The 18127-nt window shown below is 46.3% G+C and carries 13 protein-coding genes; 8 read left to right on the top strand and 5 right to left on the bottom strand.

Going from position 1 to position 18127, the window contains the following annotated elements; genetic code table 11:
* Positions 1 to 265 precede the first annotated feature (265 nt).
* On the top strand, positions 266 to 1939 hold the full coding sequence (locus tag J3491_RS10040; protein ID WP_207970104.1) for an AIPR family protein: 1674 nt from the start codon (positions 266 to 268) through the stop codon (positions 1937 to 1939).
* A gap of 84 nt (positions 1940 to 2023) precedes the next feature.
* Here J3491_RS10040 and J3491_RS10035 read toward each other — a convergent pair whose 3' ends face one another.
* Together J3491_RS10035 and J3491_RS10030 are read right to left on the bottom strand one after the other, a co-directional pair.
* Positions 2024 to 2917 (bottom strand): pirin family protein, encoded by an 894-nt coding sequence (locus tag J3491_RS10035; RefSeq protein WP_207970103.1) that lies wholly within the window; start codon positions 2915 to 2917, stop codon positions 2024 to 2026.
* Between the two features lie 132 nt (positions 2918 to 3049).
* Entirely contained in the window at positions 3050 to 3310 is a 261-nt protein-coding gene (locus J3491_RS10030; RefSeq protein WP_075102455.1) for a DUF1289 domain-containing protein, read from the bottom strand.
* Between the two features lie 190 nt (positions 3311 to 3500).
* Here J3491_RS10030 and J3491_RS10025 point away from each other — a divergent pair, with 190 nt between their 5' ends.
* The 3 genes from J3491_RS10025 (at position 3501) to J3491_RS10015 (ending at position 6915) form a co-directional block, all read left to right on the top strand.
* A complete protein-coding gene (locus J3491_RS10025) occupies positions 3501 to 4151 on the top strand; it encodes a YqiA/YcfP family alpha/beta fold hydrolase (protein WP_207970102.1) in 651 nt (216 codons plus the stop codon).
* Positions 4152 to 4261: 110 nt separating this feature from the next.
* Positions 4262 to 6151, top strand: a complete 1890-nt coding sequence (parE, locus tag J3491_RS10020) for a DNA topoisomerase IV subunit B (RefSeq protein ID WP_207970101.1) — start codon at positions 4262 to 4264, stop codon at positions 6149 to 6151.
* Between the two features lie 89 nt (positions 6152 to 6240).
* Positions 6241 to 6915, top strand: coding sequence for a lysophospholipid acyltransferase family protein (locus J3491_RS10015; RefSeq protein ID WP_207970100.1), 675 nt, complete (start codon positions 6241 to 6243; stop codon positions 6913 to 6915).
* Positions 6916 to 7085: 170 nt separating this feature from the next.
* On the opposite strand, the gene budC is transcribed toward J3491_RS10015, so the two are convergent.
* On the bottom strand, positions 7086 to 7868 hold the full coding sequence (budC, locus tag J3491_RS10010) for a meso-2,3-butanediol dehydrogenase (protein ID WP_075102459.1): 783 nt from the start codon (positions 7866 to 7868) through the stop codon (positions 7086 to 7088).
* A 375-nt stretch (positions 7869 to 8243) separates the two neighbouring features.
* Here budC and J3491_RS10005 point away from each other — a divergent pair, with 375 nt between their 5' ends.
* Positions 8244 to 9665, top strand: a complete 1422-nt coding sequence (locus J3491_RS10005) for a hypothetical protein (RefSeq protein WP_207970099.1) — start codon at positions 8244 to 8246, stop codon at positions 9663 to 9665.
* Positions 9666 to 9800: 135 nt separating this feature from the next.
* Here the strand turns inward: J3491_RS10005 and J3491_RS10000 are convergent, their stop codons facing one another.
* Positions 9801 to 11519, bottom strand: a complete 1719-nt coding sequence (locus J3491_RS10000; protein ID WP_207970098.1) for a mechanosensitive ion channel — start codon at positions 11517 to 11519, stop codon at positions 9801 to 9803.
* A 458-nt stretch (positions 11520 to 11977) separates the two neighbouring features.
* Here J3491_RS10000 and bamJ point away from each other — a divergent pair, with 458 nt between their 5' ends.
* A complete protein-coding gene (gene bamJ, locus J3491_RS09995; protein ID WP_075102462.1) occupies positions 11978 to 12709 on the top strand; it encodes a BamJ family beta-barrel-assembly machinery protein in 732 nt (243 codons plus the stop codon).
* A 252-nt stretch (positions 12710 to 12961) separates the two neighbouring features.
* On the opposite strand, the gene argA is transcribed toward bamJ, so the two are convergent.
* Positions 12962 to 14284, bottom strand: a complete 1323-nt coding sequence (gene argA, locus J3491_RS09990) for an amino-acid N-acetyltransferase (protein WP_075102463.1) — start codon at positions 14282 to 14284, stop codon at positions 12962 to 12964.
* 502 nt (positions 14285 to 14786) lie between these two features.
* Here argA and J3491_RS09985 point away from each other — a divergent pair.
* Both J3491_RS09985 and recG read left to right on the top strand, forming a co-directional pair.
* On the top strand, positions 14787 to 15383 hold the full coding sequence (locus J3491_RS09985; RefSeq protein WP_243456325.1) for a hypothetical protein: 597 nt from the start codon (positions 14787 to 14789) through the stop codon (positions 15381 to 15383).
* Between the two features lie 428 nt (positions 15384 to 15811).
* Positions 15812 to 18127, top strand: coding sequence for an ATP-dependent DNA helicase RecG (gene recG / locus J3491_RS09980; RefSeq protein ID WP_424108360.1), 2316 nt, complete (start codon positions 15812 to 15814; stop codon positions 18125 to 18127).

Raw genomic sequence — 18127 nt, 5'->3', positions numbered from 1 at the left:
TGGCTCCGGCCATGTGAGAGTAGGTCATCGTCAGCTCCCTATTCCTAAAAAGCCCCCTTCTACGTGAGTAGAAGGGGGCTTTTTTTTTGCGTGGGTTTTATTAAATTTAAGATGACTCTTATTATTCATTGGTATTAAAGAAGGCAGGATTTTACTTTTCGCTATTTTTAAATTGTTAGTTCCTAATATTAGTGGTAGATTCGATTATCAATAAAATATCTATACTTAAAAAATAAAACTATTTATCTTAAGGTTAAAGAGAAACATGGTTCAGAAGACTAATGATCAAATTATACTTGAGCAAATATTAAAAGAGAGATGTGCTGAATCGGGGGATGAAATATCATTACCTGATTATTTCGAGATCTATTCAGCTTCAGAAATATTAAAAGATTATGATTTAACATATGATGATATTGATTATGGAATAGTAGGGAAAGGTGGTGATGGTGGTATTGATTCAATATACACATTTATAAATGGAGAACAACTCAAAGAAGACACAGACATAAATTCTAACCAGAAGAAAAATCATATTGAACTTATTTTAATTCAATCTAAAACTTCAGCAAATTTCAAAGAAGATGCAATTATAAAATTTAGAGAGTCCGCTCAGGATTTATTTAACTTATCTAATGACCCTGATGAATTTTCTTCAAGATACAGTGCTGATTTGATTGACAAAATAAAATTATTTAGAGAATCATATTCTAAATTAGCGAAAACATTTCCTGTAATTGAAGTTAGCTACTTCTATGCGAATCAAGGCGATGAAGTTCATCCTAATGTAAATGGTAAAGTTAACAAGCTACGTGAGGATATTTCTAAACTTTTTAGTGGTGCCAAGTTTTCTTTTGAGTTTGTTGGCGCCACTAAATTATTGGAGATGACCCGTAATGTACCCTCAACATCTAGAAACCTAGAATTAGCTGAGTCACCTATAGGTACAACAGCGGGAAGCTATCTTTGTTTAGTTAATTTATCCAAGTATTACGAGTTTATATCAGATACAGGATCATTAGTTCGTAGTATATTTGAGTCAAATGTACGAGATTACCAAGGTAGTGTTGTTGTTAATACAGGTATACGCAATACTTTGTCGAACGTTAATTCTGAGAATTTTTGGTATTTGAATAATGGAGTAACGATTATAACACCCAAAGCAGTTATGGCGGGGAAGCAGCTTACAATTGAAGACCCTCAAATAGTTAATGGTTTGCAAACATCCCATGAAATATATCAGCATTTCTCACAGTTGGATGATCATACGGGAGATGATAGGGCTGTATTAGTTCGAGTCATTTGTGAAGAAGATGAAGATGCTAGAGATAGAATTATACGTGCAACAAATAGTCAGACGTCTATTCCTCCAGCTTCCTTAAGAAGTTCAGATGATATACATCGAAACATTGAGGATTTTCTTAAAGCAAATGACTATTATTATGATCGTAAAAAAAATTACTATAAAAATCAGGGCATGCCTGTATCTAAAATCATTAGCATTCCATATATGGCTCAGACGATGATGGCAATAACTTTACTTAAGCCTGATAGTGCGAGAGCTAGGCCTTCAACGTTAATAAATTCGGATACGGAATATAAGCGTATATTCAGTCTAGATCTTCCTATTGATATATATCTCAAAGCTATTCAGATTATGAAGGCCGTAGAAAACTTTTTGAAACCTGAGAATTGTGGAAGAGAGCTGGAGCGAAAAACTATTACTAATATAAAATTTTATGTAGCTATGGTTGTCAGTATAAAGTACGTTGGTGGTAAAAAAAATATAAGTGAAAAACTAGGTGCTATCCCTTCAGTTGAATTGACAAATGAAATTCTTCAAGAGTCATTGGATTGCGTTCTAAATGAATTTAATGCTCTTGGGGCAACTGATCAAGTTGCTAAAGGTTCAGAGCTAGTAGCTAAGCTCTTAGAGTAATAGTCTCTCTATAAAAAAGCCCATATTAGCGAACTAATACGGGCTTTAGCATGTAATAAAGTATCTAACTAACTAGACTAACAACTAAGCCCCTTCACCAAACTTGCTACTTTGGAAATCAGTGACGGCTTGCATGATTTCTTGCTGACTGTTCATGACAAAAGGGCCGTATTGCACAATCGGCTCGCGTAGTGGACGACCAGTCATTAAAATCACTTTGGTATCCTCACTACTATCAGCGGTAATAGTTACGCCATCGGCATCTTTGTCATTTTTTAAGATAGCCATGGTCTTAGTCGGCACGGTTTCGCCTTCGATATTTACCGTACCGCGATACACAAAGGCAAACGCGTTGTGATCAGCCGGAATGGCTTGGCTGAAGCTCGTGCCTGCTGGTAGATGGATATCCAAGTACGTCGGCTCAGTGATATCGCGGGTGACTGCACCTTCTACGCCGTGCGATGTACCTGCAATTACCGTGACGTCTACGCCATCTTCGGTGGTGTATTTAGGCAAGTCCTCACTTTGGAAGTCTTTATACCAAGGGTCGTTCATTTTGTCTTTGGCTGGTAGATTAAGCCACAGCTGAAAACCTTCCATCGCACCGTCTTCTTGTTCCGGCAGCTCCGAATGGATCACGCCGCTAGCTGCCGTCATCCACTGCACGCCGCCATTTTGTAATAACCCTTCGTTGCCGGCGCTATCACGATGGCGCATACGTCCCGTAATCATATAGGTAATAGTCTCAAAGCCACGATGCGGATGGTTTGGGAACCCAGCGACATAATCGTCTGGATTGTCACTTTTAAAGTTATCAAGCATCAGATAAGGATCAAGGCGCTGTTGCAGCTGCTGGGTGAGCACGCGAGTTAATTTAACGCCAGCACCGTCTTGGGTATCAACCCCAGCGTGTAGCTGCTCGATTTGACGTGAGTGAGTGACGGTGTCTTTTACGCTATTTGTTGGGCTGTTATCCATTGTACTCTCCTACATTTTTAATGACTACTCGTATATATTTGAAGATGTGGATATAAAATTCAATAGCGACTATGTAGTTCGTCTATAATAGTTTGAGTCGTTATTAAACGCATATTAACTATTTTTCATTGATTAAAACAGCTCTCCTGTCTCAGCCACTTCGTTAAAATCAAAGCCTAGCTGCTCGTTTTTGCGCTGGCGCATCTGCTCGATACGCTGTCTGCGCCCATTGACCAGTCGTAGTACTTCACGGCGCTGTTCTGTTGTCATATCATGCCATAGCTGACGCTCTGTACGACTACGCAGACAGCCAAAGCAATAGCCTTTTTTATTGCTTTGACAGACACCAATACAGGGATTGGCAATCTCGAACAGTTCAAACTGCTGATTCATGGCAGCTCCATTGCTATTGTCGTTAGTCCTTTTACTTATATCGTCGTATAGTCAGATACTGTTATTATGGTGCAAATACTGAATAATAGTGTGCCGTTTTAGTGTTATTGTTTTGCTTGCGGCAGTGCTATGCTGGGTTTTTATTATCGAGATAAAACCATCTTAACAAAACCAATAAGTGAGATGATACGTGAATATTATTTATATCCATGGCTTAGACAGTGATGCCAATTCTATAAAAGGCTCGCTATTAGAGGAGTATTGTCGCCAGTATGATCCTGATATCAAGGTGTTACGCCCTGATCTAAATAAGACGCCAGATCAAGTGTTTGACCAGATGCTGTCGTTAATCGATAGTGTGGCAAGCAAAAACCCTTATGGTCAAGATACGGTCTTGGTCGGTAGTTCATTAGGCGGGTATTTTGCTACGTTGCTCAGTAACCATACCGGCTGTCCGGCGCTTTTATTAAACCCTAGTATACAGCCGCATCAGACACTGCAGCGATTTAAGTATAACGCTGAGACTAAGGATGACGGTGCGAAGGGCGAGGCATCCGAGGTGCTATACACCACTTTGGGTGGTTGGCGCATCACGAATGCTGATTTGGAGTGGTTTGCGTGCCATCAGCTATCGAACCTTAACTATCCTAAAAGAGTAGTCGCGCTAATCAAAGAGGGTGATGAGTTGCTCAATAGCAGTCTTTCTGCCAGCTTCTATAGGGAGCAAGGAGCGACGGTCAATATGCAAAAAGGCGGCGATCATCGCTTTAGTGATTTTAAAACACAATTGCCCAAAGTCATCGAGGTCATACAGCAATTGGTCAAAGGTCGCTTGGTTTAAAGAGACGACATTATCTGACGTGAGCGACTGAGTATTGACCTTAATGGCGTTATTTTTCGTTATAATGGTTGTATAGAATTCATCGTATATAAACAGTTAAGGATGCATTTGTGAGTCAATATAATGCGCAATCGTTAGAAGTTTTAGAAGGGCTGGAGCCGGTACGCCGTCGCCCCGGGATGTATACTGACACTACCCGTCCCAATCATTTGGCCCAAGAAGTCATCGATAACTCCGTCGATGAAGCGCTGGCAGGGTATGCCAAAACCATCAAAGTACAGCTGCATAGCGACGGATCGCTATCGGTCGAAGATGATGGCCGCGGTATGCCAACCGATATCCATCCTGAGTTTGGTCAGTCAGGTATTGAGCTGATTTTGACGCGTCTACACGCAGGCGGTAAGTTTTCGACCTCCAATTATGAGGTGTCGGGCGGGTTGCACGGTGTCGGTATCTCTGTGGTCAATGCGCTATCAACACGCGTTGAGGTCACAGTATGGCGCGATAGTACGCAGTTTGCGATGGCGTTTGAAAATGGCGCAGCGGTGACGCCGTTGACTAAATCTGTCAGCTCCAATAAACGCAAACGCGGTACTCGGGTGCAGTTTTGGGCCGATGGCAGTTTTTTTGATACGCCGAAATTCAATGTCAAACAGCTCAAGCATAACCTAAAAGCCAAGGCGGTATTGGCCGCTGGTCTGACGATTGAGTTTGTCGATGATATCAATGACGAAAAAGTCGTCTGGCAGTTTACCGATGGGGTGGTTGAGTACCTCAGTGAGCAGCTAGATGGACTTGAGACCCTGCCACCTGAGCCATTTTATTATAATCATGAGGCAAAAGACGGCGAGCGCGCGGGTATTACCTTTGCTTTATCGTGGCTGCCTGAGGGTGGTACGCCGATACAAGAGAGCTATGTCAACTTGATTCCAACTGCGCAAGGCGGCACGCATGTCAATGGCCTGCGTACTGGTATCTTAGAGGCGCTGCGTGAGTTTTGTGATATTCATAATCTGCTACCACGAAATGTGAAACTGACAGCGGAAGACGTCTGGGATGGGGTCAATTATATCTTGTCCCTTAAATTTTCAGAGCCGCAGTTTTCGGGCCAGACCAAAGAACGTCTATCCAGTCGTGAAGCTGCTGGAGCGGTTCAGACTTTGGCAAAAGATGCTTTTAGCTTGTGGCTAAACCAGCACGCCGATATGGGTACTCAGATTGCAGAGCTGGCCATAAATAAGGCTGGTCGTCGCCTAAAGTCTGCGAAAAAAGTGGCTCGCAAAAAAATCACCCAAGGGCCTGCACTACCGGGAAAACTGGCCGACTGCCGAGGTGATCTGCGTGATGGCGCCGAGCTATTCTTAGTAGAAGGGGACTCAGCGGGCGGCTCCGCTAAGCAAGCACGTGATCGACATTATCAAGCGATATTGCCGCTGCGTGGTAAGATTCTAAATACATGGGAAGTGTCATCAGATACGGTGCTGTCGAGCCAAGAGATTCATGATATCGCCATCGCTATTGGTGTCGATCCTGCTTCGGATGATTTATCCGAGCTGCGTTATGACAAAATATGTATCCTCGCCGATGCCGACTCTGATGGCTTACATATTGCGACGCTGATTTGTGCGTTGTTTGTCAAACACTTTCCAGCACTGGTTGATGCTGGGCATTTGTTTGTCGCAATGCCGCCACTGTACCGAGTGGACGTGGGCAAAGCGGTACACTATGCACTAGACGAGGCAGAACTTGAACATATCTTGGCCAATGTACCCGGTAATAAAAAACCTCAAATCACACGGTTTAAAGGGTTGGGTGAGATGAGTGCTGAGCAACTGCGTGAAACCACTATGAATCGTGATACTCGTCGTCTGATACAGTTAGATATGGATGATATGACCTTGACGAATGGCGTCATGGATATGCTGTTGGCCAAAAAACGCGCGTCTGATCGCAAGTCTTGGCTTGAGAATAAGGGCAACTTAGCCGATATCTCTGTATAGACTGTGTCCTAGCACGCTGCAAAATTGAGTCTGGTCGAGCTGGGTTAGTGGTATGATAATAATCTCTTACTTTATAAAGCGGTGCCGTTATGACATCCAAGACAACACGCTCTGTTAGAGCATCTTCCCAACTACCTAAGCTGAAGAAAAAGGACATCGGTGATTTGGTACCAAGACGTGGCAGCAAGCTTGCGTCCAAGATTGCATCCGCCTTACTCAAAGCGTCTGGCTGGCGTACAGTAGGTGAGATTCCAAATATCTCACAAGCAGTAGTGTTGGCGCTGCCTCACACTTCTAATGTCGACGGGATTTATGCGATTCCTAGTCTGTTTGCACTGGATCTAAAGATCAGTATCATGGGCAAACACACTTTATTTAAGCGGCCTGTATTTGCCCAGTTGTTAAATTGGATAGGTGTGATTCCGATTGATCGGGGCAACAAAGGCTCGGTACTACAAGCGAGTATCGATAAGTTTAAAACTGGTCAGCCACTGTTTTTGGGTTTGGCACCAGAGGGCACGCGCCAGTACACCAAAGGCTGGAAGTCGGGATTTTATTACTTGGCAATGGGTGCGGGCGTGCCTATATTGCCAGTGGCGATGGATTATAAAACCAAAGAGATACGTTTTATGTCGCCCATTTATCCGAGTGGCGATATCGACGCTGATTTGCCAAAAATTTATGCGCAGTACAAAGGGGTGGTGCCCAGACATCCTGAGCGCTTGTCGCAGCCTCTGCAAGACATCAATCGCGCGACAGATTAAGCGCTATGGGTTTTATGCGCCGCGCAGGCTTTGAGGTTTTATATAAAACCAGCCCCTGATATTTGATGATATCAGGGGCTGGTTTTTATGAGAAAGACAGGGGCCGCTGGCTATTAGCGAGCGAGGTATCAGTAATTATGAGGTTTGATGGTGTTTGATTGATGGCTGGATCAAAACTGTGGCTGGCCGTTTGAGGCACTGACGCCGCCATCGACGGGTAAGTTGACCCCCGTAATCATCGCCGCGTCGTGACTGGCCAAAAAAGTAATGGCGGCAGCAATATCGTTTGGTGTCGCTAAGCGGCCGAGTGGACAGCGCGCCAAAAACTTATCGGTTTTATTGTCGTTGTTTTGAATGGCGCTGCTCATGTCAGTTTTGGTAACGCTGGGATTGACCGCATTGACCCGCACGCCATCTGGCCCATGGTCTAAGGCTAGCGTGCGGGTGAGGTTGGTCACTCCGGCTTTAGCAGCGTTATAAGCGGCCATGTTCCAGTCGCCGCCGACCCCTGAGAGCGAGGAGACATTGACGATGTTGCCCTTGGTCGCAATCAGATGCGGCATGGCGGCTTGCGAGACATAAAACGTACCATTTAGATTGACATCGATGGCAGCTCGCCAGTCTTCGGCTGACAAGTCAGTGATTTTCCCTTGCATGGCTTTGCCAGCGTTATTGACCAAAATATCAATCTGTTCAAACTTATCGACGGCGCGTTTGATCATCTCTTGTACTTGGCTTTGTATGCTGATATCACAAGTGATGGTCAGATAGTTATCGGTATGAATCCACGTACGGTCTTGTGGAAACTCTTTTGCAGTCTCTTCTAAGGTTTCAGCGGTACGACCGACCAAGACGACATTGGCACCTTCTTGGGCAAAACGTATAGCAGTCGCCCGGCCAATACCTGAGCCTGCGCCTGTGACGATGACGGTTTTTTCTTTAAAGCGTTTCATGGTATTCAATCCTTGTTATTATATGACAGTCATGGGCGGTGTGAGCCGAGTATCCTTGAGGTGTCAGATGTGACAGATGCTGAGGGGATAAAAGACCATCAGCTGTATCGAGTCGCGTCTGGCTCATCTCGTCAAATCCCTAAACTATAGAAAGATGCACGTAAGCGCTGCTGTGCTGATATCATCATAACAACTCATTGCGGTGAAAGCGACTGTGTCTCATGACGCTTATGTCGTTTAATTTTTCATAATATTTAGGGCGTGTTGAACACGCCATAATCATAAAAGGTTGAAACGGTGGCTGATTTGACTGACATAACCTAGGATCTGGCTTGCTACCTGCAGGGCGCAGCGGCAGGCGTAAGCGTTGGCGATATGCAGGCAGTGACGCGTCAATATAACGCCTACTATGACGCGCGGCAATCCTGCTATCAGCTGCCGCTTGGGCGGTTGCAACGGTTGGATCTGACACTGTATCTACCAAGACATAGTAGCGCAAAGACTATTAAGTCGGCGCGAACGGCGACGCTAAAGGCAGTGCTGGCATGGTATAAGACTTCTTGCGTCGCGGATAGCAAGGACAATCAACATAAGCATGATCGAAGCGATAACGGTCAAAGCGATAATCAAAGCGATAATCAAAATCATGACAAGAAAAGCCGCCGCGATGTATTGGTCTTTGATATCGTCTTTTTCGATGAGACAGAGATGAGCGCTGATATACCGACACTCTCACCGCAACAGCGCTTAGCAAATCGCCTGACGCATCATTTTGATACTGCTTATTTTATGGAAGATTTGGTCATCGATATGAGTGGTGAACCGCGGCCGCTACAAATCTTCAGTCATGTTGACTGGCAGAAGCTGTCGTCAACGCTACAGACGCCTTGTGAGCTATGGCGGTTTTTGCGCTATTATTTACAGCAGCTCCAGCAGTCACTTAGCGATCAGCACGCACATTTTGAAAGGGTGGCAGATTTGGTCACTCAGTTTTTGTACAGCCCGTCTGTATTTACTCATGCCATCACCATTGATAATGCCCTTATAAAAGCGGGCGTGCAAGATGCGCCCAATGCGGCGTTGATCGCCATGACGCTGGCGCACAAAAATCAAAGTACGACAGCGCAGATGTATCAGCAGCACATGGCACAAGCTGCCACACTATGGTCACAGCTAAGCGGCCAGATGATAGCGATGTGCCGAGATGAGCGACTGAGCAATAGCGCCCAAATGTCCTCAGAGGTTGATTTTTTATATTGGCAGCAGCAGCTACTCGACGAGTCATTGTTTTCACGTCATGAGCTGGTACGCACTTTATACCGACATCCAAAGCAACCAGACAGCCTAAAAAGCGCCGGTTACGTGGTACATCAGCACTCGTATGAGAGTCTGGGTCGGCATTATGTGCTGATATTTTATGGCCAAAATCAGGAAGGGCAGCATAGCAAACAAGCCATTCAGCCAAACTTGGCAAAAATTGCTCAAGATGTGGCCACGCGCTTACCGATAGCAGCGCTGCATCATGTCATTATTTTGGGGGTGGAATTTATCAATGAAGGGCAAGAAACCTTTATCGATATTGATTTGTGGATTCAACCCGTTGCGACCATGACCCAGCGTGAGCGCCAACTCACCAAGCAGATACAACAGCTGCAACAGCAAAAAGTGCCAAAACCGAAATTGTCAAAATATAAAGTGCCAGTGGCAGGCACTTCTGCGGATAACGGCCATTCAGCAGAAGCCCTGCCACAAGTTCGCTTGAACCTCACCATTCCGGCGCGTAAAAGTAATAAATAGCACTATTGATAGCGACTGATAGGTATAAAACACACATTTATGCCCACAAAAAAAGACAGCCTAAGCTGTCTTTTTTTGTTTAAGCGAGCATACAACTGATGAATTTATCTCAAGAATACATATTTCGAGAGCAAATTACTTATTATTGATATCGTCGTTTAGACCGCTACCTGGTAGCAAGTTGTTATTGTCGATATCTGCATCAGTGATACTACCATCGGTAACATCGTTATCGATATCAGCGGTGTCGATAGCATCGGTATCGACGCGAGTGGTATCGACGACATCAGTGTGAGTATCAGTGGTCTTCGTTGCCGCTGATGGGGTGTTTTCGCGGACAGCATCAGCAAACTTCTCACGAGTCGATGCACTCGGCTGTAGTGTAGCCTTGGCTTTGGCTTCATCTTGCTCTTTGTCCATTTTGTCTTGCATTTTACGTAAGAAGCGAGCGGCTGCTTCTTGACCACCTAGACCGAACGAGAGAGCAAAGGCCACGGCAACTGCGCCTAGTGTCAGACCAAAGGCTAGGTTGACGATAGAGTCAGCAATGCCCATCGCTTTTAGACCCATAGCAAGTACGAGACCCATGATTAAGACGCGCACGATGTTTGCTAAGAACTGTGAGCCTTGCTCAGAGCGCTCCACCACACCCGCGATGATGTTGGCAAGCCAAAAGCCGATGAACAGAATAATCGCGCCCAAGATAATGTTGGCACCAAAGGCGATAAACATCGCGATGATGGCTGAGATTGGCTCAAAGCCTAATAAATCAGCGGCAGCGATAGCGGCAAATAACATGGCAAAAAAGACAATGGCATAACCGACAAGATCAGAGACTTTCTTATCACCCATGGTTTCTTGTAGGCCAACCTTGGCAGGTATCTGATTGATCTCTGTGTTTTCAATCAAACCTTTGATGATATTGGCAACCATACGCACCACATAAAACGTCACCACTAAGATAGCCGCTGCCATAAAGATGTTTGGCAACGCTTCCATGATTTTGTTTAGCATATTGGTCGCTGGGCGCGAAATTACTTCGATTTTTAAAGCGTTTAAGGCCGCGATAATCGTCGGGATAATCACCACTAAAAATGCCAAAGACCCTGCAATATTCGGTAGGCTGTTTTTTTCGCTTAAGCCTGCTTTTGAGGCCAGCTCTTGTATATTAAAGGTAGACACAAGATTGGTGACGATACCGCGCACCACTTTTGCAATGATGTAGCCGACGACAAAAACCACGCCAGCAATGATGATGTTAGGGATAAAGCTAAAGATTTTATCAACCATGTTGGTCAATGGCGCAAACAAACCATCAAGCTCTAATTGACCGAGTACCATGGTCAATACCACCAATAAGATGAACCAATAAACCATATCGGCTATCGTGCTGCTCATGGGTTTTACGCCTGCTTGTGCACTTAGGCGTTCATCCATCGAGGTTTTAGCAAGGGCGGCATTGATAGCGGTACGTGCCACAGTGGCGACGACCCAACCGATCACCCCAACAGCGATAGCGCCGATCAGATTAGGGATAAAGGCCAGCACTTGATTGACCATATTGGCAAATGGTGTCGAAATGGAGTTTAGATTCAATTGGTTCAACGCTCCAGAAATGGCGATGATAAAGATAAACCAAAATACGATTTTAGAGATGATGCCTTCTAAATCGTAGGTTTTGCCGGTTGAAGAATTCATGCGTTGGTTGAGATTCACCTTAGATAGTACATTGCGAACCAAAGCCGCGATACCCAGTGCGACAAGCCAACCAATAATAAATATCAAAATGGCCCCAATGATGGAACCAATAGGCCCACCCAGATAACCGTTAAAAGACGCAAACATTGGATTCATCTTATCCTCCTTTAATCATCATATAAAAGCCGCCGAATGATAGGCTAGGTACTGCTATCAGCGAGCGAAACCAACATAGATGGTTATGATAAATATTTTTTAAGTCAGTTATGCGGTGATATTATAATTTTTAAGTGTAAAAATTCATCGAAAAAACATCGGCTTATCTTGTGCTAATTGCTATACCACCAATGTCATATCATCCATGATAAAGAGTTACACTCGGTTACTTATCACCTGAACTCATTCAGCTTAGCTGATGTATTAGGGGATTTAAAGATAGAAAGCTTAACGTGTTACTGTATTTGTGTGATAACTTGTTATCGTGACAGGAAATATTAACACAGACTGTACATTCGCCCGATAATTTTTTGCCAAACATGGCTCCTAAAACCAAGATTTGCTATCATAGGAACATGTGACATCTTGCCACTATTCTTACAATTTGAGAGTACTTTATGAAAAAAATCACTACCTTAAGCGTTGGTGCACTTGCTAGCGCTATGTTGTTAGTTACAGGCTGTAGCACCAATAACGGCAATCAAGAAACCGCGGCGCAAAGCATCTCAATCACTGAGCAAAGCTCGGCGAACGAAAAAGTAGGCTATAGCTTGGGTTATATGATGGCCGAAGGTAACAAAGAAGCGGTCGGTGATCTAAATCTTGATACTTTTGAGCAAGGCTTTCGCGATGGCTATGAAGGCAACGACTCAGCACTGACCCAAGAGCAGATGCAACAAGTCTTGATGGATTATCAAAAAGAGCAAGAAGAAAAATTTGTTAAAGACATGGAAGCCAAAGCCACAGAAAACAAAGCGGCAGGCGAAGCCTTCTTAGCAGAAAACGCTAAGAAAGAAGGCGTAAAAGAAACCTCTTCTGGTCTGCAGTACAAGGTCATCGAAGCAGGTACAGGCAAATCACCAAAAGCCACCGATGTGGTCGAAGTCAATTACGAAGGTAAGCTGATCGACGGTACAGTATTTGATAGCTCATACGAGCGCGGCGAGCCAATTGAGTTCCCACTCAATCAAGTCATCGCGGGCTGGACAGAAGGTCTGCAGCTGATGAAAGAGGGCGGCAAATACGAGTTTTATATCCCATCTGACATCGCGTATGGTGAAGCGGGTAACGCGGGTATCGAGCCAAACAGTACGCTTATCTTTACGGTTGAGCTATTAAACGTAAAATAATGCATTAGGGCCACTCATTGCTTTTAGTGTTATGTTTGACATTGATAGGCTGATACCTGTGCGAGATTGTCTCTAGCAGGTGTCATTTATAAGGCATTACTTATAAAGTGCCATTTATAAAGCGACATTGATAAAGTATCAGTGACCAACTAAAAAGCTACCTTACCAATTTTTAGCGTTGATAAAAAAGCCCTCATTTATAAATGAGGGCTTTTTTGGTTTGGCGCGGCGGTTGACTAAAGCCTGCCTAGATTATAAGGTTTTTTGAAAGACCTTAGAGTTACGACCGTTGTTGTACTTTTCGCGGCGCGCAGCGGGCAGGGCGCTGGCATCGACTTCGGCAAAACCGTGCTCGACAAACCAATGGGCGGTGCGAGTCGTCAAAACAAAGAGCTTGTGTAGGCCATGGCTACGTGCTTGCTGCTCGATAAATGCCAGCAAATCATTGCCGCGGCTGCCGTTACGGTATTCGGCATGGACGGCGACGCAAGCGACCTCTGCTGAGTCGTCATCGAGTGGGTATAAAGCGGCGCAGCCTAAAATCATGCCATCACGCTCGATGACGCTGTAGTTGTCGATTTCTTGCTCGAGGCGCTCACGCGAGCGAGCCACCAAGATGCCTTGCTCTTCGAGTGGCGTCAAAAGCTCGAGCAGGCCGACCACGTCATCGATGTTGGCGTGGCGGATTTCTTCATAAGGGTCGTGGCTGATTAGGGTGCCAGAGCCATCACGGGTGAATAGCTCTTCGAGGAGTGCGCCGTTTTTGGCGTATGAGATGATGTGCGTGCGATGGACACCTTGGCGGCAAGCCACACTGGCACAGTGTAAGAAATAATTGATCTCACAGTTTAGGTCGCGGTCGCGTAAGAAGCGATCGACTTCGTTTGGAATCATCTCTCGTAGCAAGCGATCATTGTCATTGATGCCGGCTTCTTCGCCTAAGAAAATAAGCTTATCGGCACCCAAGCTCACTGCGGTGCTAAGCGCCACGTCTTCGGCGAGCAAATTAAACACTTCGCCTGTCGCTGAGTAGCCCATCGAGCCCAATATCACGATATGGTCGTGGAGCAGATTGTTTTTGATGGCTTCAACATCGATCGAGCGTACTTCGCCTGTCATTTGGTAGTCGACGCCATCACGAACGCCATAAGGCCGCGCTGTGACAAAGTTGCCAGAAATCGCATCGATACGAGAGCCGTACATGGGCGAGTTGGCCAAGCCCATCGATAGCTGCGCTTCGATCTGTAGGCGGATGGCACCGACCGCCTGTAAGATGGCCGGCATCGCTTCTCGCGGCGTGACACGAATATCTTGATGCAGGGGCGAGGTGATGGCGGCGTCTTTTAAGTTTTTTTCGATTTGTGGCCTAGATCCATGCACCAGCACCAGCTTGATACCTAAGCTATGGAGTAAGGCAAAGTCATGGATTAGGGTGCTAAAATTTGGATGGTTGACCGCTTCACCACCAAACATAATCACGAACGTTTTGCCGCGATGCGTATTGATGTAAGGGGCTGAGTTGCGAAACCAATGAACGTATTCAGGATTGATCTGTGGCATGGCGCTAGTAGTCATAATAGGGGCAGTTGTGGTTAGAATAAAAAAGGCGCGGCAAACAAGCCGATCGCTAAAGAATTACCATAGCAAAAAACGCCGTTATGAGCCATCTTTTATTTCAGTGGTGTTCATCATTTTCAGAGCCGATGCACTATATACACAACCGCAACACGGGGCTTATGTACAGCTATAGGGTTTTTGCTATGCTAAACGCTATTGCTTTACAGACCGCGAACGAAGATAATCAAGAAAAATAAATGCCGCCTTTGGCATGCAACTATAGTAGATTCAATTTAAAAATGTTATAGCGCTACTGGTATAAATTTTCCTTGCGTGCTGTATACACAGAGGCTGCGAAAAATTCATCCCAGTAGCGCTTTGGAACTTATGACAGTTTTGTTTTGAACTGACTATATACTGCCCAATGCCGGAGAGCCACGCGCACATCAAAAGATGAGCGAGCGTCATACCGATAGTGAAGCGGTAGCGCGGCGTTTTATCGATATATCAACGAGGGATAATGAACACCATGAAAAAAACCAACCACTTTGCCAGTCCATTTAGCGCATGGAGCGGACATCGCTTATTTCACGTTGTTGCCGGTACGCTTATCGGCGCAATGGTCGTCACGCAAGCCTCGGCCATGTTGCCAACGCCAGAGCAGACGGTAGACGCTTCAGCTGCGGTGCAAACGAGTACTAGCAATGCGGGTAACTCAAGCGCTCAAGCAGTCACTAGTAAAATCACCGCCTCTTTGGTCAGTGTCGATGCCAATGGCGAAGAAGTGCTGGTACCAGTCAACGCCAACACCCGGCTGCAGTCAGGCAATGTGCTGGAGTATCAAGGGTACTTTACCAATACCAACTCTGACCGCGTGCGTAAGATGACCGTGACCATGACTATACCTGAGCAGGTCGAGCTGCTGCGTACAGTAGCGCCTGATTTTCCATACGGTAGTGTCGATGGCAACACCTTTGCTCGCATGCCGCTGCGTACTCGCGTAGACAATCAACTGGTCGATGTCGATCTCAAGCACTACAAAGCCGTACGCTGGGATTTGCAGGGCGTCGGGCTCAATGACACCGTGGCAGTAAAATACCGTGCACGCGTCAAGTAGCCTCGCAGCCGGCGATGATGATATGACTGCTCGTTAAGTCATGGCATCACATTATTTATATAGTCATTTTTATAGTGTATTAACGATAGATAAATGAATAAAAAGCACTGCAATGTATCAATTGTGGTGCTTTTATCATATTAGGCATCTTTTTGCAGCACGTGCGCACGACACGCCCTAGTCAGTTCAAAATAAAGTGGTTATCTGTGTAAGCGCGCGACTGAATCGAAGGCATGCAGTACGCAAGTAAAGTTTATATCAGGAACGCTATGTCATTGTTAGAAAGGGTCGACTGCTAGATACCGTGTTATCAAATCGCTTGGCATAATCGATGGTGTTGTCAGTTATAATAAAGTCAGCCAGTGATTTATAGTGTGATGATAATACTCGCTTTTGTCGATGGAAATAAAAAATTGTTAGGATCTTCGATGACCACATCCGCCAATCAGTCCCTCAGTCATTTTACCGCACCTGCACGGCCAGCAGGCGCAGGCTCGCCATTAGATATGCCAGTGACTGCGCTGGCGGGTGTTGGGACAAAGGTCGCTGCGCAGTTGGCACAGTTGAATATCAAGCGGATATTTGATCTGCTGCTCCATCTGCCGCGCGATTATGAAGATCGTAGTCGCTTGGTGGCCATCGCTGACGTGGAGCACGGGCAAGCGGCGTTGATTACGGGACGTGTGGTGCATGTCGATACCAAACGAAATGGCATGACCGTCATTGTCGATGATGATACAGGCACGATTTCTCTGCGATTTTTTAAGGTCTATCGTGGTCTTGCTCAGACCATGAGTGTAGGTACGCGGCTGCAACTGTTTGGTGAGGTCAAAGTCAGCCGCTATGGCAAGCAGATGCACCATCCTGAATATCAGGTGCTAACTGATAGTACTGCCATCACCAATACCGGCCTGCAACCCATTTATCCTACTGTCAAAGGCTTGCATCAAAACAAATTGCGCACTTTGATTAAGCTGGCTCTCCAGACGGTGCGCAGCCAAGGTCTGCCGATGACGCTATTTACGCCAGCGGATTTTGCGGTAGTGGCAGATTTGCCATTGGTGCCTTTTGCGCCAAAACCGGCAGTGACCGCAGAGATCGACTATCCAGACGATATATTTTCAACGCTTGCGCGGCGTGTGCCAGATCATACTCTAGCTCATGGTGCCGATGAGTCCAGCAGCGCTGCTAGTACGGCCAATAATAATGTCTATAACTTGACGATATTTGAAGCATTGGTCCTGCTACATACCCCGCCCACTTATACCGATGCCAGACAGCAATATCAGCTGCTGACTCAGCTCAGCGCTCGTAGCCACGCGGCTTGTCAGCGCCTTATCATTGAGGAGTTGACCGCCCATCAGTTAAGTTTGCTATATCGTCGCCAGCAGTTGCATCAGTACAAAGCGCCCAAGTGTGCCGCTCACAGCCCTTTGGCTGACAAGCTGTTTGCCGCGTTGCCGTTTGATTTGACCGGTGCGCAGCGGCGCGTGCTCACAGACATTACCACAGATATGGCAACGTCGATCCCCATGCTCAGACTGGTACAGGGCGATGTGGGCGCTGGCAAGACATTGGTTGCCGCAGGCGCGGCGGGCTATGCGCTCGATAGTGGCTGGCAGGTGGCAGTCATGGCACCGACCGAGATTTTAGCAGAGCAGCATCTGTTAAACTTTAAGCAGTGGTTTGAGCCATTAGGCATCGGTGTGGGCTGGCTGGCGGGCAAGCAAACCGCCAAGCAGCGCCGCGAAGCGCTAGCGGCGGTAAGTGAAAACACCGTGCAAGTGGTGGTCGGTACTCATGCGCTGTTTCAGGAGCAAGTGCAATTTGCCAAACTGGGCTTGGTCATTATCGATGAGCAGCATCGTTTCGGCGTTGAGCAGCGTATGGCGCTCACTAATAAAGGCGTGGCAGGCAGTACGCCGCATCAGCTGATCATGACCGCGACTCCTATTCCGCGTACGCTGGCGATGAGTGTCTATGGTGATATGGATACCTCTATTATCGATGAGCTGCCACCGGGACGTACGCCCATCACCACCGTGACGATTGACCGTAATCGCCGTGATGAAGTGATTGAGCGTATTGCGGTGAACTGTGCTGCAGGTAGGCAGGCGTATTGGGTATGCTCGTTGGTAGAGGAGTCGAGCGTGCTTGATGCGCAAGCGGCAGAAGCGACGTTTGAGGATTTAAGTGCACGCTTAGATATTCGTATCGGGCTGGTGCATGGCAAAATGAAACCTGCTGATAAGCAAGCCATCATGCAGGAGTTTAAAGCAGGCAATCTTGATTTATTGATTGCCACCACTGTCATCGAAGTCGGCGTCGATGTGCCCAATGCCTCGCTGATGGTCATCGAAAATGCTGAACGTCTGGGTCTATCACAGCTGCATCAGTTGCGCGGCCGCGTTGGACGTGGCTCTACCAAGAGCTTTTGCGTCCTACTGTATCAAAAGCCTTTATCAGAGACGGGCACTGAGCGGCTAAATGTGCTGCGAGATAGCACTGATGGTTTTGTCATTGCCCAAAAAGACTTGGAGCTGCGCGGACCAGGCGAGCTGCTGGGCAAACGACAAACAGGCAATGTCGGCTATTATTTGGCTGATTTGATTCGCGATGAGCAGTTATTTGCCATTGCGCAGCGCTTGGCCAAGCATCTGATTGCAGATCCTGCGCGCAAAGCCGATGTCAGTCAGCTGATACATCGCTGGATGCCGGAGGCCAGCCGTTATACCAATGCTTGA

Source organism: Psychrobacter halodurans (genome assembly GCF_017498075.1).
Taxonomy (GTDB): domain Bacteria; phylum Pseudomonadota; class Gammaproteobacteria; order Pseudomonadales; family Moraxellaceae; genus Psychrobacter; species Psychrobacter celer.
The sequence above is the reverse complement of the archived record's forward strand: the minus strand, read 5'-3'. Positions and strand labels throughout refer to the sequence as shown.